The sequence below is a fragment of the Pseudomonas sp. TH08 genome (genome assembly GCF_016651275.1).
Classification (GTDB): Bacteria; Pseudomonadota; Gammaproteobacteria; order Pseudomonadales; family Pseudomonadaceae; genus Aquipseudomonas.
Genome location: NZ_JAEKEE010000001.1, coordinates 1,244,174 through 1,266,660, shown reverse-complemented (window position 1 = coordinate 1,266,660; position 22,487 = coordinate 1,244,174). Strand labels below are relative to the sequence as shown.

At 57.9% G+C, this 22,487-nt stretch carries 20 protein-coding genes; 10 read left to right on the top strand and 10 right to left on the bottom strand.

Going from position 1 to position 22,487, the window contains the following annotated elements:
* Position 1: 1 nt before the first annotated feature.
* From JFT91_RS05965 to tag, 3 genes are all read right to left on the bottom strand, one after another.
* A complete protein-coding gene (locus tag JFT91_RS05965) occupies positions 2-241 on the bottom strand; it encodes a PilZ domain-containing protein (protein WP_201229523.1) in 240 nt (79 codons plus the stop codon).
* A gap of 123 nt (positions 242-364) precedes the next feature.
* Positions 365-1,252, bottom strand: a complete 888-nt coding sequence (locus tag JFT91_RS05960; protein WP_201231812.1) for a lysophospholipid acyltransferase — start codon at positions 1,250-1,252, stop codon at positions 365-367.
* Between the two features lie 40 nt (positions 1,253-1,292).
* A complete protein-coding gene (tag, locus tag JFT91_RS05955; RefSeq protein WP_201147752.1) occupies positions 1,293-1,850 on the bottom strand; it encodes a DNA-3-methyladenine glycosylase I in 558 nt (185 codons plus the stop codon).
* A gap of 81 nt (positions 1,851-1,931) precedes the next feature.
* On the opposite strand from tag, the gene glyQ reads away from it, so the two are divergent.
* From glyQ to JFT91_RS05935, 4 genes are all read left to right on the top strand, one after another.
* Positions 1,932-2,885 carry a glycine--tRNA ligase subunit alpha gene (gene glyQ / locus JFT91_RS05950; protein WP_201147751.1) on the top strand — a complete coding sequence of 318 codons (954 nt, stop codon included), beginning with the start codon at positions 1,932-1,934 and terminating at the stop codon, positions 2,883-2,885.
* On the top strand, positions 2,882-4,936 hold the full coding sequence (glyS, locus tag JFT91_RS05945; protein ID WP_201231811.1) for a glycine--tRNA ligase subunit beta: 2,055 nt from the start codon (positions 2,882-2,884) through the stop codon (positions 4,934-4,936). The genes glyQ and glyS overlap by 4 nt, the downstream gene beginning before the upstream one ends.
* A 4-nt stretch (positions 4,937-4,940) precedes the next feature.
* Positions 4,941-5,480, top strand: a complete 540-nt coding sequence (gene gmhB / locus JFT91_RS05940; RefSeq protein ID WP_201147749.1) for a D-glycero-beta-D-manno-heptose 1,7-bisphosphate 7-phosphatase — start codon at positions 4,941-4,943, stop codon at positions 5,478-5,480.
* An 83-nt stretch (positions 5,481-5,563) separates the two neighbouring features.
* On the top strand, positions 5,564-6,331 hold the full coding sequence (locus JFT91_RS05935; protein ID WP_201231810.1) for a lysophospholipid acyltransferase family protein: 768 nt from the start codon (positions 5,564-5,566) through the stop codon (positions 6,329-6,331).
* A gap of 180 nt (positions 6,332-6,511) precedes the next feature.
* On the opposite strand, the gene JFT91_RS05930 is transcribed toward JFT91_RS05935, so the two are convergent.
* Complete coding sequence (locus JFT91_RS05930; protein WP_201231809.1) at positions 6,512-8,044, bottom strand: sensor histidine kinase; 1,533 nt, start codon at positions 8,042-8,044, stop codon at positions 6,512-6,514.
* A gap of 167 nt (positions 8,045-8,211) precedes the next feature.
* Between JFT91_RS05930 and JFT91_RS05925 the strand changes: the two genes are divergently transcribed.
* Positions 8,212-8,931 (top strand): response regulator transcription factor, encoded by a 720-nt coding sequence (locus JFT91_RS05925; RefSeq protein WP_201231808.1) that lies wholly within the window; start codon positions 8,212-8,214, stop codon positions 8,929-8,931.
* Positions 8,932-9,003: 72 nt separating this feature from the next.
* Here the strand turns inward: JFT91_RS05925 and JFT91_RS29920 are convergent, their stop codons facing one another.
* The 6 genes from JFT91_RS29920 to dnaA all read right to left on the bottom strand — a co-directional run bounded on the left by JFT91_RS29920 (position 9,004) and on the right by dnaA (position 17,467).
* Positions 9,004-9,933, bottom strand: coding sequence for a DUF6311 domain-containing protein (locus tag JFT91_RS29920; protein WP_347340625.1), 930 nt, complete (start codon positions 9,931-9,933; stop codon positions 9,004-9,006).
* Positions 9,858-11,111, bottom strand: a complete 1,254-nt coding sequence (locus tag JFT91_RS29915) for a DUF6311 domain-containing protein (protein ID WP_347340624.1) — start codon at positions 11,109-11,111, stop codon at positions 9,858-9,860. The genes JFT91_RS29920 and JFT91_RS29915 overlap by 76 nt, the downstream gene beginning before the upstream one ends.
* 145 nt (positions 11,112-11,256) lie before the next feature.
* The gene (gyrB, locus tag JFT91_RS05915) at positions 11,257-13,674 is read right to left on the bottom strand and encodes a DNA topoisomerase (ATP-hydrolyzing) subunit B (RefSeq protein WP_201229512.1); all 2,418 of its coding nucleotides are present in this window, start codon (positions 13,672-13,674) and stop codon (positions 11,257-11,259) included.
* Positions 13,675-13,679: 5 nt separating this feature from the next.
* Complete coding sequence (gene recF, locus JFT91_RS05910) at positions 13,680-14,783, bottom strand: DNA replication/repair protein RecF (protein WP_201229511.1); 1,104 nt, start codon at positions 14,781-14,783, stop codon at positions 13,680-13,682.
* 14 nt (positions 14,784-14,797) lie between these two features.
* On the bottom strand, positions 14,798-15,901 hold the full coding sequence (gene dnaN / locus JFT91_RS05905) for a DNA polymerase III subunit beta (RefSeq protein ID WP_007911887.1): 1,104 nt from the start codon (positions 15,899-15,901) through the stop codon (positions 14,798-14,800).
* A 39-nt stretch (positions 15,902-15,940) separates the two neighbouring features.
* A complete protein-coding gene (gene dnaA / locus JFT91_RS05900; protein WP_201231807.1) occupies positions 15,941-17,467 on the bottom strand; it encodes a chromosomal replication initiator protein DnaA in 1,527 nt (508 codons plus the stop codon).
* 567 nt (positions 17,468-18,034) lie between these two features.
* On the opposite strand from dnaA, the gene rpmH reads away from it, so the two are divergent.
* From rpmH to mnmE, 5 genes are all read left to right on the top strand, one after another.
* Complete coding sequence (gene rpmH / locus JFT91_RS05895; protein WP_003213577.1) at positions 18,035-18,169, top strand: 50S ribosomal protein L34; 135 nt, start codon at positions 18,035-18,037, stop codon at positions 18,167-18,169.
* Between the two features lie 16 nt (positions 18,170-18,185).
* The gene (rnpA, locus tag JFT91_RS05890; protein WP_042704971.1) at positions 18,186-18,587 is read left to right on the top strand and encodes a ribonuclease P protein component; all 402 of its coding nucleotides are present in this window, start codon (positions 18,186-18,188) and stop codon (positions 18,585-18,587) included.
* On the top strand, positions 18,580-18,825 hold the full coding sequence (yidD, locus tag JFT91_RS05885; RefSeq protein ID WP_010465488.1) for a membrane protein insertion efficiency factor YidD: 246 nt from the start codon (positions 18,580-18,582) through the stop codon (positions 18,823-18,825). The genes rnpA and yidD overlap by 8 nt, the downstream gene beginning before the upstream one ends.
* 2 nt (positions 18,826-18,827) lie before the next feature.
* Positions 18,828-20,507: a membrane protein insertase YidC gene (gene yidC / locus JFT91_RS05880; RefSeq protein ID WP_201229509.1), complete on the top strand. Its 1,680-nt coding sequence runs from the start codon at positions 18,828-18,830 to the stop codon at positions 20,505-20,507.
* Positions 20,508-20,586: 79 nt separating this feature from the next.
* Positions 20,587-21,957, top strand: a complete 1,371-nt coding sequence (gene mnmE, locus JFT91_RS05875) for a tRNA uridine-5-carboxymethylaminomethyl(34) synthesis GTPase MnmE (protein ID WP_201147743.1) — start codon at positions 20,587-20,589, stop codon at positions 21,955-21,957.
* Positions 21,958-22,487 lie beyond the last annotated feature (530 nt).

Here is a 22,487-nt window from a genome sequence, read left to right as displayed (position 1 = left end):
TCTATAGATAGCGCAGGCCGATGCCTTCCGCATCGACCGTCACGACTTCCATCCGCACGCGCGGCGCGCCTGTGGGTAAGTCCTGCACCTGGCCATACACCACCGCGCCTTTGGGCAGTGACGCCAGACGCGGATGCTGCACGTACACCCCGGTGGGCGACAGATTGCGGGTCTGGCCGAGGCATTCGCCGAAGCTGTCGTGGGTGATCTTGATGCGGAAGGATTTGCGGTGTTCGGACATCTTCATGCGCCCTTGAATGAACGAAGTTGTGGATAACCGTAGAAGCCAGATCAAGAGATCGTCCGATCGCGGCCCGAACCTTCGGCAGCTCCTACAAGTTATCCACAGAATGTGCCAACTTCTTCAGTACCAGCGTTCTTCGCCGGGTGGACGCTTTTTGAAGCGCTTCATGCTCCACAAGTATTGGCTTGGATAGGCGGCGACGTAACGCTCGACGACTTTGCTCATCGCCGCGCAGGACTCAGCGGTATCGGTGCTGTACATGGCTTCGGGTGCGGCTTCGAGGATGACTTTATAACCGGAGCCGTCGGGCAGGCGTAGCGCATGCAGGAACACGCCAACCGCTTTGCCACCGGCCAACATGTTCGGCACGAATTTGCTGGTCAGCGCTTGCGTGGCGAAGAACGGCACAAAAATCCCGGCGGATTCGGCCGGTTCCGGGTCAGCGGGAATGCCCACTGCACCACCTTTGCGCACTTCCTTGATGACGCTGAGAATGCCTTCCTTGGTCGACGCGGCGACTTTGTTGCCCAGTTGCACGCGTTGCTTGCGCAGCAATTCATCCACCGCCTTGAGCTTCGGTGGACGATAGAAAATGATCGGTTTGCACTGGCTGCAATAGAAGTGGTTGAGCACTTCCCAGTTGCCCAGGTGGCTGGTGATGCCGACCACGCCTTTGCCTGAAGCCAGCGCCTCCTTGAGGACGTCGAGGCCTTCGACTTCGCGCACCAGATCGATCGAACGTTGCGCCGGCCAGATCCACGCGCAGGCGCTTTCAGTCAGCGACTTGCCGATGTCTTTCAGGCTCTGCCCGACCAGACGCTCGCGTTCGGCCGCATCCATCTGTGGAAAACACTTGGCGAGGTTGATCCGCACCACGTCGCGGGAGCGGTTGGGGGTTTTCCACATGATCCAGCCAATCGCCGAACCCACGGCCTGCACAGCCCGCCATGGCAGCAGGGCAAACAGCCGCAGAGCGCCTACCAGCAAGGCGCCTTTAAACTTTTCCACAGGTCACTCCTGATCTTGTGCGGTGCGCGAGTCGGCCATTCTAACCGCCGTTGACCAGCTGCGCGTAGCGGTCGCAGTCCCGGGTGTGGTCCATGACCATGCCCGAAGCCTGCATCAGCGCGTAGCAAATGGTCGGTCCGACGAACGTGAACCCGGCCTTTTTCAGGCCTTTGCTCATCGCCACAGCGATGGGGGTGATCGCCGGGACTTCGCTGCGATCCTTGAAATGATTGATGATCGGCGTGTCGTTGACGAACGACCAGAGGAACGTCACCGGATCCTCCAACGCCAGCCAGGCCTGGGCATTACGGCGCGCGGCATTGAGTTTGAGGCGGTTGCGGATGATCCCCGGATCGAGCATCAACGCTTCGATTTCGGCGTCGCTCATCTGCGCCACGCGTTGCACATCGAAGCCGAACAACACCTCGCGATAGCGCTCGCGTTTGCGCAACACGGTGATCCAGGACAGGCCGGCCTGGAACCCTTCGAGCAAAAGCAACTCGAACAAACCCTGCGCATCGCGTAGCGGCGTGCCCCACTCCTGGTCGTGATAAGCCATGTACAGCGGATCTTCGGTACACCAAAAGCAGCGTGGCATAAGGCTCCAGGGGGCGTGCGCAGCAATGAATCGGGTATACTCCCGCTCTTTAAATCGCAGCCCAAGAAACAGGTGAATTTCGTGAGCCAGCCTACGCCAGCCGTGCGTACCTTCCAAGACTTGATCCTCGCGCTCCAGCAATACTGGGCCGAGCAAGGTTGTGTGGTACTTCAGCCCTACGATATGGAAGTAGGCGCCGGCACTTTCCACACCGCGACTTTCCTGCGCGCCATCGGCCCGGAAACCTGGAACGCCGCGTACGTGCAGCCAAGCCGCCGTCCGACTGACGGCCGTTACGGCGAAAACCCGAACCGTCTGCAGCACTACTACCAGTTCCAGGTGGTCCTGAAGCCGAACCCGGACAACTTCCAGGAACTGTACCTGGGCTCCCTCAAGCATGTCGGCCTGGACCCGTTGGTCCACGACATTCGCTTCGTCGAAGACAACTGGGAATCGCCGACCCTCGGCGCCTGGGGTCTGGGCTGGGAAGTCTGGCTGAACGGCATGGAAGTGACCCAGTTCACTTACTTCCAGCAGGCGGGCGGCATCGAGTGCTACCCGGTGACCGGCGAGATCACTTACGGTCTCGAGCGTCTGGCCATGTACCTGCAAGGCGTGGATTCGGTCTACGACCTGGTCTGGGCTGACGGCCCGATGGGCAAAGTCACCTACGGCGACGTGTTCCACCAGAACGAAGTGGAGCAGTCCACTTACAACTTCGAACACGCCAACGTCGATAAGCTGTTCGAACTGTTCGATTTCTATGAAAGCGAAGCCAAGCGCCTGATCGAACTCGACCAGCCGCTGCCGTTGCCGAGCTACGAAATGGTCTTGAAGGCCTCGCATACCTTCAACCTGCTGGATGCGCGCCGGGCAATCTCGGTGACCGCGCGTCAGCAATACATTCTGCGCGTACGCGCTCTGGCGCGTTCCGTTGCGCAAGCCTACCTGCTGGCACGCGCCAAGCTGGGCTTCCCGATGGCGACCCCGGACCTGCGTGACGAAGTACTGGCCAAGCTGGAGGCAGCACAATGAGTGCGCAAGATTTTCTGGTTGAACTGGGCACCGAAGAACTGCCACCGAAAGCCCTGAACACCTTGGCTGAGGCGTTCCTCGCCGGTATCGACAAGGGCCTGCAAGCCGCTGGCCTGAACTACGAGACCAAAACCGTCTACGCCGCGCCGCGTCGTCTGGCTGTGCTGATCACCGCGCTGGCCACCCAGCAACCTGATCGCAGCATCAACCTTGACGGCCCGCCACGTCAGGCGGCATTCGACGCTGATGGCAATCCAACGCAAGCAGCACTGGGCTTCGCCAAGAAGTGCGGCGTTGATCTGAGCGAAATCGATCAGAGCGGCCCGAAACTGCGCTACAGCCAGAGCATCGCCGGCAAGCCGACCGCAAGCCTGCTGCCGACCATCGTCGAAGATTCGCTGAACGACCTGCCAATCCCGAAACGTATGCGTTGGGGTGCGCGCAAGGAAGAGTTCGTGCGTCCGACCCAATGGCTGGTGATGCTGCTCGGTGACCAGGTCATCGACTGCACCATCCTCGCGCAGAAGGCTGGCCGTGATTCCCGTGGTCACCGCTTCCATCACCCGGAAAGCGTGCGCATCGGTTCGCCGTCGAGCTACCTCGCTGACCTGCGTGCCGCTTACGTACTGGCCGACGCCAACGAGCGTCGCGAGATCATCAGCAAACGCACCGAAGAGCTGGCTACCCGCCAGGAAGGCACGGCAATCGTGCCGCCGGCACTGCTCGACGAAGTGACCGCGCTGGTTGAATGGCCGGTGCCGCTGGTGTGCTCGTTCGAGGAACGCTTCCTCGATGTGCCGCAAGAAGCGCTGATCACCACCATGCAGGACAACCAGAAGTATTTCTGCCTGCTGGATGCCGATGGCAAGTTGCTGCCACGTTTCATCACTGTGGCCAACATCGAAAGCAAAGACCCGCAGCAGATCATCGCCGGTAACGAGAAAGTGGTTCGCCCACGCTTGACCGACGCCGAGTTCTTCTTCAAGCAAGACAAGAAGCAGAAGCTCGAAGCCTTCAATGATCGCCTGCAGAATGTGGTGTTCCAGGAAAAACTCGGCAGCGTCTACGACAAGGCCGAGCGCGTATCCCGACTGGCTGCGTACATCGCCGCACGCATCGGCGGCAACGCCTCGTGGGCTGCCCGCGCTGGCCTGCTGTCGAAGTGCGACCTGGCCACCGAAATGGTCGGCGAGTTCCCGGAGATGCAAGGTGTTGCCGGTTACTACTACGCCCTCAATGACGGCGAGCCGGAAGACGTCGCGCTGGCGCTGAACGAGCAATACATGCCGCGCGGTGCCGGTGCTGAACTGCCGGCGACCCTGACCGGTGCAGCCGTTGCGATCGCTGACAAGCTCGACACCCTGGTCGGTATCTTCGGTATCGGCATGCTGCCAACCGGCAGCAAAGACCCGTACGCTCTGCGCCGTGCGGCACTCGGCGTGCTGCGAATCCTGATCGAGAAGAAACTCGATCTGGACCTGAACGACGCCGTGGCGTTCGCCGTGAATGCGTTCGGTGCCAAGGTCAAGGCTGCCGGTCTCAACGAAGCCGTGCTGGAATTCATCTTCGACCGTCTGCGGGCGCGTTACGAAGACGAAGGCGTCGATGTCGCCACTTACCTGTCGGTGCGTGCCCTGAAGCCGGGTTCGGCGCTGGACTTCGACCAACGCGTACAAGCGGTGCAAGCTTTCCGCAAACTGCCGGAAGCGGCAGCGCTGGCGGCGGTGAACAAGCGTGTATCGAACCTGTTGAGCAAAGTCGAAGGCTCGGTACCGAGCGTGGTCGAAGCCAAGTACTTCGACAACGCCAACGAGTTCTCGCTGTACTCGGCGATCCAGCAAGCGGATCAGGCTGTACAGCCGATGGCTGCGGCGCGCCAGTACAACGAATCGCTGGCACGTCTGGCGGCATTGCGCGAGCCGGTCGACGCGTTCTTCGACGCGGTGATGGTCAATGCCGACGACGCCAATGTACGGGCCAACCGTTACGCGCTACTGGCGCGTCTGCGGGGCTTGTTCCTCGGTGTCGCAGACATTTCGCTGCTGGGTTGAGGGATTGCTGTTGAAACTGCTGATTCTCGATCGGGACGGAGTGATCAATTACGACTCCGACGCTTACATCAAGTCAGTCGCGGAGTGGATTCCGTTGCCCGGCTCGATCGAGGCGATTGCGCAGTTGAGCAAGGCCGGCTGGACGGTGGCGATCGCCACCAACCAGTCGGGCATTGCTCGCGGCTACTACGACCTCGCCACCCTCGACGCCATGCACGCGCGCCTGCGCGAGCTGGTGGCGGAGCAGGGCGGTGACGTCGGGCTGATCGTGTATTGCCCGCATGGGCCGGACGAAGGCTGCGATTGCCGCAAGCCGAAACCGGGCATGTTGAAAACCATTGCGGCGCATTACAACGTCGACCTGGCCAATGTCTGGTTCGTCGGCGACAGCCTTGGTGACCTGGAGGCCGCCAAAGCCGTCGATTCACAGCCAGTTTTGGTAAAGACCGGGAAAGGCGCAAAGACTCAGGGCAAAACCCTGCCGGTTGGCACTCTGATTTTTGACGATCTGGCGGCGATTGCCGCAGAACTTATCCACAACTAGAGTACTTCTGAAATTCCTGACCAGGGATTGATCGGGAGTGCGCTTGAACACTCGGGCATTGCCCCGTAACGGTAAACGTCACTATGTCGATACTGCGGGCCATCAGAATTTTTCTCTTTTACCTGCTGCTGGGCACCACCTCCCTGCTGTGGTGCAGCTTGAGTTTTTTTATCGCGCCGTTTTTGCCATTCAAGGCGCGCTATCGTTTTATCAACGTGTACTGGTGCCGTTGCGCCTTGTGGTTGACCAAGGTGTTCCTCGGTATTCGTTACGAAATCAAAGGCGCGCAAAACGTGCCTGACCGGCCCTGCGTGATTCAATCGAACCACCAGAGCACCTGGGAGACGTTCTTTCTCTCTGCTTATTTCTCGCCATTGAGCCAAGTGCTCAAGCGCGAACTGCTCTACGTGCCGTTTTTCGGCTGGGCCATGGCCATGCTGCGGCCGATCGCGATTGATCGCGACAACCCGAAAGCGGCGCTCAAACAGGTGGCGGCGAAAGGTGATGAGCTGCTCAAGGACAACGTTTGGGTACTGATCTTCCCCGAAGGTACACGCGTACCCTACGGCACCGTCGGCAAGTTTTCCCGCAGTGGTAGCGCTTTGGCGGTGAATGCGGCGCTTCCCGTGCTGCCGATTGCACACAATGCCGGCAAGTTCTGGCCGAAAATCGGTTGGGGCAAGAAGTCTGGTGTGATCACCGTGGTCATTGGTGAACCGATGTACGCCGAAGGCACTGGCCCGCGCGCCATCGCTGAGTTGAACGACCGGGTGCAAGCCTGGAACGAGAAGACTCAGCGCGAAATGGGTTCGCTGCCACCCGCCCCGCAGGCACCGGCTGCAAATGATTAAATCGCTGTCTGAGATTTTGTGGATAAGCTGTGTACGGTTTTCCTGAAAAAGCTTGAATGTTGATATTAAGTTGTTGATTTACTTATATATTTCTCAAGCTCATAAAAGACCGTAAAAGGTGCATAAGTTTTTTTCGGATGTAAAAAAACCGGCTGATATAGCCGGTTTTTTTGTGCCTGTTCACTCGGGGATCAGCGGTAATTCAAGCAGGAACGTGGTGCCTTGATCGACCACGCTGCGGCATTCGATCCGGCCGCCGTGGTGATCGACCACGGCTTTGACCATCGACAGGCCCAGCCCAACGCCATCGATGCCTTGAGCGGAGGAAAAGCGTCGGTACTGGCTGAACAGATCGGGTAGCTCTTCGGCGGCGATGCCTTTGCCTTGATCAATCAGCTCGCAGCGGAGCCATTCCTCATGGCAACTGATGCGCAGCTGAATTCTGGTATCTGCGGGGCTGTACTTGATGGCGTTTTCCAGCAAATTGAACAGCGCACGGGTCAGCAATCCCTGATCGGCCATTATCAGTCGTTCCTGAGATTGCTCATCCATGTCATGGAGCAGTTCGATGCGGTTCTGTAGGGCGATCGGCAGGGCCTGGTCGAGTACGTCCAGCACCAGCATCGCAAACAGACTGGGCTGAAAGTGATAAGCCTCGGACTCAGCCCTTGCCAGCAAGACGAATCCATCGGTGAGGTCCAGTGCTCGGCGCACTTGCCGTTCAATCTGCTCGAACAATGGCGCATCCGCACCGGCCTGATGACGATGTACATCAAGCAGCGCGAGGATCGCCGAATGCGGTGCGCGAAGATCGTGCGACAGAAAGCGCAGCAACACACCGCGTTGTTCCTCGGCGGCGCGTTCGGCGCTGAGGTCGGTAAGGCTCAGCAGCCAGCCGATTGGTGTGTCACCGTCCACCGGCAGCAACGCAGCACGTTCAAGACGCAGATTGCGTTCCTTGTGGTCACGAAACTCCAGCAACGGCAGGGTTGATAGCAGCGGGCGCGGCTCTGTGGATAATTCCGGATAACCCAGCACCGCCAGTTGATCGAGAACGTCGTACCCCACCAGCGCGCTGTCGAACAGATCCCGCGCCTTGCGATTGCCGAGCAGAATCCGCCCCTTGGGATCGCTGATCAGCGTGGCGACGGGCAAGTATTCCAAACCATCAGCGATAAACCGCCGGGTGTCACGGGTGCGGCTCATGGCTTGCTCAAGGGCCATGATCTGACCCTGCAAACGATCAGCGCCAGTAAACTGCGTGCGGCGGCGTTCGGGAAAGACTTTTGGCTCGCTGTCCAAACGTGTCAGCTCCCAGCCGAAGTAGGTCAGTACCACGCTGAGGCGTCGCCAATTCCAGATCAGATAGCCGAACAACATGCCCAGTACTGCCGGCGTCGGTGACCACCAGCGGCGCGTCTCCGCCAGACCCGCACTGGTCAACAGCACGCAAGCCATGCCGATCAGCGTCACCCAAAGCGCCCATCGCGGACGCCAGAGCAATAGGCCCAGCACACACGCCACCAGACCGACCGACAATAACGCCCCAATACCGGGAGCCACATCGAGCAAGTTGATCTGCGCGCGATAAGACAGCAGCGCAGTCAGCGGCAACAGCACTAGACTTATCCACAACCACTCGCGCACCAACTGGCGAAACAGGCGCTGTACCTGGCTGGGCTCACGGCTTTCACGCCGACGCGTGTTATTCATGGGGAAAAAGGGCAGGGCAGGTGAATGCTTTCATGGGCCGCGGGTCTGAGTCATGACCCGAAGAATCATAGCGGACGTCGACCAACGGCGGGCCGCTTACTTTCATCGCAATGGCCGAGCGACTATGGTTGACCGCCAACTGCCCAAGCAACAAGGAACCACCGCGTATGCGCGTTGCAATACTGGACGACGAACCCGCCGAACTGCGCCGGGTCGAGCAGACCCTGCAACAGATGGCCGATGCCGGCGGACAACCCTGGTCGCTGCACAGCTTCGAGCGCGGTGAAGACCTGCTGAGGCAACTGCGCCGGGAAACCTTTGACCTGCTGATCCTCGACTGGCAATTGCCCGACCTCAGCGGCTTGGCCCTGCTGCGCTGGACCCGCGAGCACATGGAAGCGCCACCGGCGGCGATCATGCTGACCAGTCGCGATGGCGAAAGCGATATCGTTCAGGCGTTGAATGCGGGGGCTGATGATTACGTCAGTAAACCGTTTCGACCGAATGAGCTGAAGGCGCGGGTGGCGGCGGTATTGCGTCGACACAGCCAGCAACGTGCGGCAGCGACGGAAGTGCTGAGCTTCAATGATCTGACCTTTGATGACGCTGAACTGACCGTCACTCGCGAGGGAAAGCCGATTGTCATGACCGAGCGCGAGTATCGACTGGCGCGGTGCCTGTTCAGCAATCTCGGCCGGCCATTGTCGCGGGATTATCTGTACGAGCGGTTCTGGCCGCATGAGGAGATGGCTTCGTCGCGGCCGCTGGATACGCATATTTATCGGCTGCGGAACAAGCTGGGGCTGACGGCGGATCGGGGTTGGCAGCTGTTGACGATTTATGGGTATGGGTATCGGTTGGAGAGTGTGGCGACTGCACAGGAATAAAGATCAAAAGATCGCAGCCTTCGGCAGCTCCTGCACAAGATCAATGCAGGCGCTGCGATCTCTCTTTACTGATCAATGAAACGTCAACCCGAGCAACCCGATTGCCAGTTTTCGTTCATCCACACTCATCCCCAGTTCGTGTGGGCTGATCGCCAATGGAAAATGTAACTGGATGCGCAAGACACCTTGCTGCGCAACGAGCTGCTGCACCTGCGGCGGCAGCAAGACATTTATTTTGTTCGCAGTGGCTTGGGTCAGACTGGCGGAGAACACCGCAACATCATTGACGCGGATATCCACAGCCTGGCGCGGGTGTGACTCCGCCAGAAAGGCATTGGCTTCGAGCGACAGCGAGGTCACATTACCGGCCGGCCTGAGGATGATTTCCGCATCTGAACCCACTGACCCGGTACCCCAGGCATCAGAAACCCACCAGCCTGTGCCCAGACCGGCGGCCCCGGAACTGCTATCGGTGAACTGAATTTTTTCACCCGGCCGGAAAGTCGGAATCAGCTCTTGAGGTTGCACTGCATTGATGGCGGGACAGTCAGCACAGCGCTTCCACCCCGGTGCCAAGACATAAAAGTCGTCGACTCTGGCCAGGACATCGGCATTGCGGTCCAGGTTGACCGTTGCTTGAAGCGCCGAGCGTTGATCCAGTACATACAGGGTGTCGGCATCATACTTTCCGGATTCGACAGTCCTGTCTGCCGCGCGCTGCGCAGCCTCCTGCGCCGCCGCACTTACCCGTCCCAGGTAAACGGCATCTGTTGCCAGATGATACTTGCCTGCGTAATCGGCCAGCGTCATCCAATGCGTGGAAAAGTTTTGCGGACTCACCCATCGCACGTTCTGATAATGCGATGCCGCGCTGCGCCAGAAAGGATCGACCAACGGGGTTTTCCATTCCTTGCCCGGCGAAGCCATCAGTTGGCTGCGCGTGTTTGCCCAGCCTGCACGGGTGTCCGCCACTTGAACGACCACCGCCAGCGCCAACAGCATGATCGCCGCCTGCGGCCGGGCACTTCGGGCCACCAAAAAACCACCGCGAAAATCACCGCGTACATGACCGGCCAGATCATCCGGCCCGATGCGCGGAAGATACTCGCGATTGCAATGAAGGTGTCCGGCAACCAATAGTCGAATTCGTACGACGCGATCCCGACCTTGTTGGAAAGCGCAAAAACCATCAGCCCGACCAGCGCGAGCAGCAATATCCAGCGCTTGCGTATGGCGGCCATAACCCCGTTGTTCTTGCCGCCCAACGTGAGCGGCAATGCACAAACGAGGAGCAACACCACCCCCAGCCCAGGGAAGGCCATGCCATCTCCATCGCCGGGCACTCCGGGGAAATCCCTCAAGACATATGACCACCCGGCAGGGTTGAAGAAGGTCAACGCATTCGCACGGAACAATCCAAACCCGATGGAGGCCAGACCAGCTCCATTGATCGTGAAGTAGCCCGCCTGCCAGCAGCACAATCCCGTCAACAACAAGAGGCCGAACAACTCGGCAACTGCCTTGCGCGGAGTCAGTTGGATTTTGATGGTTCGGTACAGAAGATCGGCGATCCAGATCAGCGCAATCATGACCAGCAGATAGGCGTGCACCAGGGCCGACGCGGCCAGCAGGGATCCCCAGGCCAGAGCGCGCTTGTCATTGCCACGGCGTAGCGTCAGGTACAGTGCGGCGAGGATCAGGAAATGTCCGGAAAGGGATAGATGTACGCCCATGCGCGCAATCATCGCCGGGTTGAAGAGAAACAATGCCGCGCCCAGCAGGCGCACTGTCACATTGCTTGTGGCCAGCCCCATCAGTTTCCAGGCAAACCAGCTCTGCAGCACAAAACACGTCAGCAACCAAAGTCCGAAGTACTGGAAAGGCTCGGGAAGCAGCGAAGCGAACGGTTTGAAGATAAAGGCAAACAGCGGATTGGAATCCGAGAAGATGATCGCGCTGCTCAGCTCCAATCCGTAAGAGGGATTGAGCCCCAGCGGAATCGACCAGGGTGAATGCCTGAAAAACGCCCACCCCAGGTAATGCGTCGCCGGATCGCTCTGACCCAGCCATGCAATGTTTTCAGGGTTCAGCGCCCTTGGCCCCACGACGATAAAAAATGCCAGAACGCCCATCAGCAAGGGAAAGAGACTAACCGGCAAGCGTTTAAGCAGATCCTTCATCGATACACGTCCATTCGTCATGCGCCAAAATCAGAGGCTGGAATCGAGGCTGCATCGTACGCAAAAAAAGCCCGCTTGCGCGGGCCTTCTTCTGGCTTGGCCGGCCAACCCTTTGGGGTGGCCGAACCGTCACAGGTGTAGCGGATCAGAAATCCAGGTTCGAAACCGCCAGCGCATTGCTTTCGATGAATTCACGGCGAGGTTCGACCGCATCACCCATCAGGGTGTTGAAGATCTGGTCTGCGCCAATGGCGTCTTCGATGGTGACTTTCAGCATGCGGCGCACGCTTGGGTCCATGGTGGTTTCCCACAGCTGATCCGGGTTCATTTCGCCCAGACCTTTGTATCGCTGGATGGTGTGACGCTTGGTGCTTTCAGCCATCAGCCAGTCCAAAGCTTCCTTGAACTCGGTGACCGCTTTTTTGCGCTCGCCACGCTGGATGTACGCGCCTTCGTCGAGCAGGGTGCTCAATTGAGCGCCCAGGGTGACGACAGTTTTGTAGTCGTTGCTGCCGAAGAAGTCGCGGTTGAAGGTGACGTAGTTCGACAGGCCGTGGGAGATCAGCTCGACCTCTGGCAGCCACACGCCACGTTCACGATCTTCACGCAGGCTGGCCTTGTAGACCAGACCGGACTTCTCGTTGGTGCGCAGACGGACCTCGTACTGAGCCAGCCAATCTTGCATCGCTGCATGATCGCCAAGCGTTTCCAGGCTGACGGCCGGCAGGTAGATGAAGTGCTCGGTCAGTTCCTGGGGGTACAGGCGCGACAGACGCTTGAGGGTCTTCATCACCATGCGGAAGTCATTCACCAGACGTTCCAGCGCTTCACCGGAAATGCCCGGGGCTTCTTCGTTCAGGTGCAGGCTCGCATCTTCCAGGGCCGACTGCGTCATGTACTCTTCCATGGCGTCGTCGTCTTTGATGTATTGCTCTTGCTTGCCTTTCTTGACCTTGTACAGCGGCGGCTGGGCGATGTAGATATAGCCACGCTCGATCAGCTCAGGCAACTGACGGAAGAAGAAGGTCAGCAGCAGGGTACGGATGTGCGAACCGTCGACGTCAGCATCGGTCATGATGATGATGTTGTGATAACGCAGCTTGTCGATGTTGTACTCGTCGCGACCGATACCGCAGCCCAATGCGGTGATCAGGGTGCCCACTTCCTGGGAAGAGATCATCTTGTCGAAACGGGCTTTCTCGACGTTGAGGATCTTGCCCTTCAACGGCAGGATCGCCTGGGTCTTGCGGTTACGTCCCTGCTTGGCAGAGCCGCCCGCGGAGTCACCTTCCACGAGGTACAGTTCGGACAGCGCCGGGTCTTTTTCCTGGCAGTCAGCGAGCTTGCCTGGCAGGCCGGCGATGTCCAGCGCGCCTTTGCGTCGAGTCATCTCACGGGCTTTACGCGCAGCTTCACGGGCACGGGCGGCGTCGATCATCTTGCCGACGACCAGCTTGGCTTCGTTCGGATTTTCCAGGAGGAAGTCGGAGAAATACTTGCCCATCTCCTGCTCGACCGCAGTCTTCACTTCGGAAGAGACCAGCTTGTCTTTGGTCTGCGAGCTGAACTTCGGATCCGGTACTTTCACCGAGATAATCGCGGTCAGGCCTTCACGGGCATCGTCACCGGTGGTGGCGACTTTATGCTTCTTCGCCAGGCCTTCGGCTTCGATATAGGTGTTCAGGTTACGCGTCAGTGCCGAACGGAAACCCACCAGGTGAGTACCGCCGTCGCGCTGCGGAATGTTGTTGGTGAAGCACAACAGGTTCTCGTTGAAGCTGTCGTTCCACTGCAGGGCGATTTCCACGCCGATGCCGTCTTCACGCTGGATGTTGAAGTGGAACACCTGGTTGACCGGAGTCTTGTTGGTGTTCAGGTATTCAACGAACGCGCGCAGACCACCTTCGTATTTGAACAGCTCTTCCTTGCCGCTGCGCTCATCCTTGAGGACGATACCCACACCGGAGTTGAGGAAGGACAGTTCACGAATGCGCTTGGCCAGGATGTCCCAGCTGAAGTGGATGTTCTTGAAGGTTTCGCTGGAAGCCTTGAAGTGGATCTGGGTGCCGGTGGTTTCGCTGTCGCCAACGATGGCCATCGGCGCCTGAGGTACGCCGTGGACGTAGGTCTGTTCCCAGATCTTGCCGCTGCGGCGAACGGTCAACACCAGCTCTTCGGACAGCGCGTTCACTACCGAAACGCCTACACCGTGCAGGCCGCCGGATACTTTGTAGGAGTTGTCGTCGAACTTACCGCCAGCGTGGAGGACGGTCATGATGACCTCGGCGGCGGAAACGCCTTCCTCTTTGTGTACGTCTACCGGGATGCCACGGCCGTTATCTTTAACGGTGATGGACTCATCCGGGTGGATGATGATGCTGATGTCGTCGCAGTGACCGGCGAGGGCTTCGTCGATCGAGTTGTCGACCACTTCGAACACCATGTGGTGCAGACCGCTGCCATCGTCGGTGTCACCAATGTACATACCGGGACGTTTGCGTACGGCATCCAGGCCTTTCAGCACTTTAATGCTCGTTGAGTCGTACGTATTTTCTTCGCTCAATGCCTTCACTCCCGATGGTCGTGGGTCTGGGTGATACGGCCCTGTTCCACGTGGAACAGAGCGACTGGCGTTTCCGTCTGCCAGCCTTCCCTCAATAATTCGTGATCTACACAGGTGATAAAAACCTGGCAGCGTAAGTCTTCCAGCAAGCGGCACAGCGCGCGACGGTGGCCCTCGTCCAGCTCGGACGGCAAGTCATCCACCAGATAAATACACTGACCGCGACGGGCCTGGCTGACCAGATGCCCCTGGGCAATTCGCAGGGCACAGACCACCAACTTCTGCTGACCCCGGGACAAGATGTCCGCGGCGTTGTGTGCGCCCAATCTAAGACGCAAATCAGCCCGTTGTGGCCCAGCCTGGGTATGGCCCATTTGCTGATCCCGTTGCAGGGACCCGGCAAGTACGGCGCTCAATTCCCGGTCTTTGTCCCAGCCTCGGTAATAGCTGAGCGTCAAACCTTCGAGCTCAACCAGTTCGCTCAAGGTTTGTTCAAAGACTGGTTTCAAGGCTTTGATGTAAGCGCGGCGGTATTCATCTATTTCAGCGCTGGCCTGGCACAGTTCTCTGTCCCAAACCGCTTGCGAAACGGCGTCAAGTGTACCATGCCGCAGCCAGGAGTTTCTCTGGCGCAAGGCCTTCTGCAAACGCTGCCAGGTGGCCATGAAGCGCGGCTCGACGTGGAACACGCCCCAGTCGAGAAACTGCCGGCGAATCTTCGGCGCACCTTCCAGCAAGCGAAAGCTGTCGGGGTTGATCAACTGCAGTGGAAGGATCTCCGCCAGTTGCGCGGCGCTGCGGGCATTCTGGCCATCGATACGGATCTGGAACTCGCCCTGACGGTCACGCGAGATGCCCAATGCGCTATGGCCTCCCTCGGCCAATTCGACCTGACCGAACACGGTGCAGGCGAGTTGCTCGTACTGGATGACCGGTAACAGACGGGTGCTACGAAACGAACGGGCAAGCCCCAGCAGATGAATGGCTTCCAGAACACTGGTTTTGCCGCTGCCGTTGGCGCCGTAAAGAATGTTGATGCGGGGGGAGGGGGAGAAGGTCACCGGGTGCAGATTGCGCACCGCGGTGACCGAAACACGACTTAAGGACATCCAGGGTCAGCTGATTACAGACGCATCGGCATGACAACGTAAGCCGAATCGTCGTTGTCGGACTCTTGCACCAGCGCACTGCTGTTGGAGTCGGACAGAATCAGACGAACCTGCTCGGTGGTCATCACGCCCAGCACGTCGAGCAGATAGCTGACGTTGAAGCCGATTTCCAGCGAACCGCCGTTGTATTCAACGCCCACTTCTTCTTCCGCTTCTTCCTGCTCCGGGTTGTTGGCCTGGATCTTCAACTGACCGCTGGCCAGTTGCAGCCGGATACCACGGTACTTCTCGTTGGACAGAATCGCGGTACGGCTGAACGCTTCACGCAACGCCTGACGATCGCCCAGTACCAGCTTGTCGCCGCCCTTCGGCAGCACGCGCTCGTAGTCCGGGAATTTGCCGTCGACCAGTTTCGAGGTGAAGGTGAACTCGCCGGTGGTCGCGCGAATGTGGTGCTGACCCAGGACGATGCTGACGTTGCCGTCCGGCTCGGTGAGCAGACGCGCCAGTTCGAGAATACCTTTGCGCGGCACAATCACCTGATGGCGATCGGGCTGGCCGATATCGGCTTTCATCGAGCACATGGCCAGACGGTGACCGTCAGTGGCCACAGCGCGGATGATGCCTTCGGAAACTTCCAGCAGCATGCCGTTGAGGTAATAACGCACATCCTGCTGGGCCATGGCGAAGCTGGTGCGTTCGATCAAGCGACGCAGTTTGCTTTGCTCAAGGCTGCAGGTCAGCGAACCCGGGCCTTCTTCAACGGTAGGGAAGTCGTTGGCCGGCAGGGTCGAAAGGGTGAAACGGCTACGGCCGGCCTTGACCACCAGCTTCTGCTCGTCGACCTTGATGTCGATCAGGGCATCGTTGGGCAGGCTTTTGCAGATGTCCATCAGCTTGCGCGCAGGCACGGTGATGGAACCTGTTTCGGCCGGCTCTTCAAGTTGCACACGACCGACCAGTTCGACTTCAAGGTCAGTACCGGTCAGCGACAGTTGCTGGCCTTCGACTACCAACAGCACGTTGGAGAGTACCGGCAAGGTCTGTCGGCGCTCGACGACGCCTGCGACCAGTTGCAGGGGTTTCAACAGGGCTTCGCGTTGAATGGTGAAATGCATGGTCTAGTCCCTTGCCTTAATAAGCTGCGCTGGTGTTCATCAAGTGGTCAGTGTACGCAGCAGGTTCTTGTAGTCCTCGCGGATGTCCGCGTCGGATTCCTTAAGTTCGTTGATCTTGCGGCAGGCGTGCAGCACGGTCGTGTGGTCGCGGCCGCCAAACACATCGCCGATTTCCGGCAGGCTGTGGTTGGTCAGTTCCTTGGACAACGCCATGGCCACCTGACGCGGACGAGCGACCGAGCGCGAACGGCGCTTGGACAGCAGATCCGAGATCTTGATCTTGTAGTACTCGGCGACAGTGCGCTGAATGTTATCCACAGAGACCAGTTTGTCCTGCAATGCCAACAGGTCTTTCAAGGATTCGCGAATCAGCTCGATGGTGATATCGCGGCCCATGAAGTGCGAGTGGGCGATCACGCGTTTCAGCGCGCCTTCCAGCTCACGGACGTTGGAGCGAATGCGTTGGGCAATGAAGAACGCGGCGTCGTGCGGCAAGTCGACTTTGGCCTGGTCGGCCTTCTTCATCAAGATCGCCACACGGGTTTCCAGTTCCGGCGGCTCGACGGCAACCGTCAGGCCCCAGCCGAAACGGGATTTGAGGCGCTCTTCGAGGCCTTCGATTTCTTTCGGGTAGCGGTCACTGGTGAGAATGACCTGCTGGCCACCTTCAAGCAGGGCGTTGAAGGTGTGGAAAAACTCTTCCTGCGAACGCTCTTTGCGGGCGAAGAACTGAATATCGTCGATGAGCAACGCATCCACCGAGCGGTAGAAACGCTTGAACTCGTTGATCGCGTTCAGTTGCAGCGCCTTGACCATGTCGGCCACGAAGCGCTCGGAATGCAGGTACACAACCTTGGCATTCGGGTTCTTCTTTAATAGGTGGTTACCCACCGCGTGCATCAAGTGGGTTTTACCCAGGCCGACGCCACCATAAAGGAAGAGCGGGTTGTAACCGTGCTTGGGGTTATCCGCCACTTGCCAGGCTGCCGCGCGGGCGAGCTGGTTGGATTTACCTTCGACGAAGTTTTCGAAGGTAAATGTGCGGTTCAGGTAACTGGTGTGCTTGAGCGCGCCTTCGACCTGCACGGTGCGCTGTTCAGCGCGGACCGGGGCCTGTTGCGAGGCGGCACCGGACATCGGGTCGAAACTGTCGCGAGACGGTTCGTCGCTGACTTCCGGGCTTTTCTGCGTCGAGCGCTTGGCCGCCGGTGCTGGTGTATGAGTCGGTGCCGGCGCATTCACAGGCGCGGCATTTACCTGGGCCTGGGATACCTGCGCGGCAGCCAACGGCGCGTTCGGGGCGGCACGCGGAGCGGAACTGCGTTTGCTGCCTATTAATAAGGAAAGCGCCGGCGCCATGCCGTTGCCATGCTCATCCAGCAGTTCAAGGACGCGGCCCAGATACTTTTCGTTGACCCAGTCCAGCACAAAACGGTTCGGTGCGTAGACGCGCAACTCGTCGCCTTCGGCTTCGACCTGTAGTGGACGGATCCAGGTGTTGAATTGTTGGGCAGGCAGCTCCTCGCGCAAAAGCTCCACGCACTGCTGCCAAAGTTCCACTGACACGGATATCCCCTAAGTTGAAAGCCGGTGAGGCAAAAACAAGCGGCCATTGTAGCGGCGAGCTGTCCACTTATCCACATGCAGGTTGCGCGGTGTTCATGATTTATCAATGCGTTAACCCATAAGAAAGCGACCAACGGTGTGTGCATAAGCTCTGTGGATAACCGCCTCTAAGGGCACTGGACAACTGGGGGTTGAACTCGGTGGATAACCTGCCTGTGGATAACAGGCCATTCCACGCACAGGTTATCCGACAGCGCAGCACAGGCTGAACACGGTTTTCCACTGTAGTTGTCATTCTCTGTACATCACGTCGAACAAGGCCTGATAGCACTTATCCACAGAAGAGGGCGGCCCTAGCTTTTATAAGCTTTACAGAAAAGCTTTAAATAATTCCCTTCTTTATTTTTATGTATGGCGAACAGGCTTTCAGCCAAATAGGCCCCTGAGATCTATTTATAAGGAAACGTTGGTTGGAAATTGACCTGAAGGCTTGCTTTCTCTAGAATCCCCGGTCTCTTAAAACGGGGGCCATTCCGGCCCGTTGTGGACGAACCAGGTAACACGACAATGAAACGTACTTTCCAACCAAGCACTATCAAACGCGCTCGTACCCACGGTTTCCGTGCTCGCATGGCTACCAAGAACGGTCGCGCAGTCCTGTCGCGTCGTCGCGCCAAAGGTCGTGCGCGTCTGGCAGTTTGATAATCCGGTACTGGAGGTGAGTCAGGACTTCAGTCGGGAAAAGCGTCTGCTTACCCCCCGGCATTTCAAGGCAGTCTTTGACTCCCCTACCGGCAAGGTTCCGGGGAAAAATCTCCTGCTCCTTGCACGCAACAACGATCTTGATCACCCCCGTCTCGGGCTGGTTATCGGGAAAAAGAGCGTAAAGCTCTCCGTTGAGCGCAATCGCCTCAAGCGTTTGATGCGCGAATCGTTCCGTCTGCACCAGGATTCACTGGTCGGCTGGGATATCGTTATCGTCGCGCGCAAAGGTCTGGGCGATGTAGAAAACCCCGAATTGATTCAGCATTTCGGCAAGCTCTGGAAGCGTCTGGCACGCAGCAAGCCAGTTCCAGAAGTCAAAACCGAAACTGTAGGGGTAGACAGTCCAGATGCGTAAACTGGCCCTCGTTCCGATCCAGTTTTATCGCTATGCCATTAGTCCTTTGATGGCCAGCCACTGTCGTTTCTACCCCAGTTGTTCCTGCTACGCGTATGAAGCCATTGAAAATCATGGCCTTCTGCGCGGTGGCTGGCTGACCTTTCGTCGTTTAGGTCGCTGTCATCCGTGGAATCCCGGTGGTTATGACCCGGTTCCACCTATCCCTACCTCCCGTTCTTCTTCGATGGCCGAGTAATCATGGATATCAAACGCACGATCCTGATCGTCGCCCTGGCAATCGTGGCCTACGTTATGGTTCTTAAATGGAACCAGGACTATGGTCAGGCTGCTTTGCCGACTCAGAATGTTGCTTCCAGTACGACTACATCCGGTTTGCCGGACACCGCCACTGGCAATAATGCTGCCGCCAGTGACGATATTCCGCGCGCCGCTAGCGATACCAGCGCACCTGCCGAAACGCCGGTAGCCGCCAGCAAGGATCTGATCCAGATCAAAACCGACGTGCTCGATCTCGCGATCGATCCACAAGGTGGCGATGTTGCTCAACTGACCTTGCCTCTGTATCCACGTCGTCAGGATCGTCCTGATGTTCCGTTCCAGCTGTTCGATAACGGCGGCGAACGTGTTTATCTGGCACAAAGTGGTCTAATCGGCACCAATGGCCCGGATGCAAATCCGGCCGGTCGTCCGGTTTACTCCTCTGAGAAGAAGACTTATCAACTGGCTGACGGTCAGGATCAACTCGTCGTTGACCTGAAATTCAGCAAGGACGGCGTTAATTACATCAAGCGTTTCACCCTGAAACGCGGCCTGTATGACGTAGCCGTTTCCTACATTGTGGATAACCAGAGCGCTCAGCCCTGGAACGGCGCAATGTTTGCCCAGTTGAAGCGTGATAACAGCGCTGATCCTTCGTCGACAACTGCTACTGGCACCGCGACTTACCTGGGCGCCGCCCTGTGGACAAGTTCCGAGCCGTACAAGAAAGTGTCCATGAAGGACATGGACAAGGCACAGCTCAAAGAAACCGTCACCGGTGGTTGGGTAGCCTGGCTGCAACACTACTTCGTGACTGCGTGGATTCCGGCCAAGGGCGAAAACAACGTCGTCCAGACCCGTAAAGACAGCAAAGGCAACTACATCATCGGTTACACCGGTCCTACACTGACCGCTGCTCCGGGTGCCAAAGTTGAAACCGGCGCTGTGCTGTACGCCGGTCCGAAAAGCCAGGCTGTGCTGAAACAGTTGTCCCCAGGTCTGGAACTGACCGTCGACTACGGCATTCTGTGGTTCATTGCCCAGCCGATCTTCTGGCTGCTGCAACACATCCACGCCATTGTTGGTAACTGGGGCTGGTCGATCATCTTCCTGACCATGCTGATCAAGGGTCTTTTCTTCCCTCTGTCGGCTGCCAGCTACAAGTCGATGGCGCGTATGCGTGCCGTTGCGCCGAAACTGGCTGCTCTGAAAGAGCAACATGGCGATGACCGGCAGAAAATGTCGCAAGCCATGATGGAGCTGTACAAGAAAGAGAAGATCAATCCGCTGGGCGGCTGCTTGCCGATCCTCGTGCAGATGCCGGTTTTCCTTTCGCTGTACTGGGTTCTGCTGGAAAGCGTGGAAATGCGCCAGGCGCCGTTCATGCTGTGGATTACTGACCTGTCGATCAAGGATCCATTCTTCATTCTGCCGATCATCATGGGCGCAACCATGTTTATCCAGCAGCAGCTGAACCCGACTCCTCCGGATCCGATGCAGGCGAAGGTCATGAAAATGATGCCAATCATCTTCACCTTCTTCTTCCTGTGGTTCCCGGCTGGTCTGGTGCTGTACTGGGTTGTGAACAACTGCCTGTCCATCACCCAACAGTGGTACATCACGCGTAAAATCGAACGGGCTACCAAAGCAGCCGCTTGATTTACACTGTGGATAACCACTCAAAACGCCCCCTAGTGGGGCGTTTTGCTATCTGTCACTTTTGTCTGGATTCCGGTTAATGAGCGCACCTCGTGAAACCATCGCAGCTGTCGCCACCGCCCAAGGTCGCGGTGGTGTGGGCATCGTCCGTATTTCCGGGCCGTTGGCCAGTGTTGCAGCGAAAGCCATCAGCGGCCGCGAACTGAAACCGCGTTACGCCCATTACGGGCCATTTTTCAGTGATGATCAGCAAGTACTGGATGAAGGTCTGGCGCTGTATTTCCCCGGGCCGAACTCGTTTACCGGCGAAGACGTACTGGAACTGCAGGGCCACGGAGGCCCGATCGTTCTGGATATGTTGCTCAAACGCTGCCTGGAACTCGGCTGCCGTTTGGCTCGTCCGGGCGAGTTCAGCGAACGCGCGTTCCTCAACGACAAACTCGACCTGGCCCAGGCCGAGGCGATTGCCGATTTGATCGAAGCAAGTTCTGCACAGGCTGCGCGGAATGCCCTGCGTTCGTTGCAAGGCGCGTTCTCGCAACGTGTGCATAACTTGACCGAACAATTGATTGGCCTGCGCATCTACGTCGAAGCCGCCATCGACTTCCCGGAAGAAGAAATCGATTTCCTTGCCGATGGTCACGTGTTGAGCATGCTCGACAAGGTGCGCGATGAGTTATCCACCGTACTGCGTGAGGCCGGGCAAGGTGCTTTGCTGCGGGACGGCATGACCGTGGTGATTGCCGGTCGTCCGAATGCCGGCAAGTCCAGTCTGTTGAACGCGTTGGCCGGCCGTGAAGCCGCCATCGTTACCGAGATTGCCGGTACCACTCGTGACATCCTGCGCGAACATATCCACATCGACGGCATGCCGCTGCACGTTGTCGATACTGCGGGTTTGCGTGACACCGATGATCATGTGGAAAAGATCGGTGTAGAGCGGGCATTGAAAGCCATCGGTGAGGCCGATCGGGTGTTACTGGTCGTCGACGCCACCGCGCCGGAAGCACTCGATCCGTTTGCGCTGTGGCCGGAATTCCTCGAAACCCGACCGGATCCGGCGAAAGTCACCCTGATTCGCAACAAGGCCGATCTGACCGGCGAAGCGATTGCCCTGGAAACCAGTGAAGACGGCCATGTGACGATCAGTCTGAGTGCCAAGTCGGCCGGTGAAGGACTGGACCTGTTGCGCGACCATCTCAAGGCCTGCATGGGTTACGAGCAAACCTCGGAAAGCAGCTTCAGTGCGCGCCGCCGACATCTGGAGGCTTTGCGCCACGCCAGTGCGGCGCTGGAACACGGTCGCGCCCAGCTAACCCTGGCTGGCGCCGGTGAATTGTTGGCTGAGGATTTACGTCAGGCCCAGCACTCTCTGGGTGAAATCACCGGGGCATTCAGTTCGGACGATCTGTTGGGAAGAATCTTTTCCAGCTTCTGCATCGGCAAATAATCCCTGCGTAATCCAAAGGCAGGTCCGTTCGCGACCTGCCTTCTCTTCTGATTTCAGAATCCTTTCCCAAGTGCCGGGCAGATTTTCTCTCCCTGAGCGGATTTCTTCTGCCTGTCATTCCAGTATTCGTCGATTTTCTGTGGATTAAGCCCTGTGAATAACTGCCACTGAGGTCAGTTGATAACAGGGCTTCAAAACTGGATATAACCCTCTCTGTGGATAACCACCCCTTTCATCCACAGGCTTACAGCGGTTATCCAAGGGCCTCATTGGCACATGGCCACAGGGTTTTGAAACTCTGTACATATTGAATATAAAGGCCTGTAGCAATCTATCCACAGAAATCATGCTCAGTAGAAATAAACATAAAAACAAAGGTTTTATAAAGTTCTCTCTTTTTTATTCTTTTAACCTCGAGTTCTCCACAGCTGGTTAAATTTTGTGCAAAGGGTTCTTTAGGAAGGGCGAAGTCCCTATACTTGTCGACCAGGTCCAAAAACCTGATCTCAAACTATTCCTGAATTACCTAC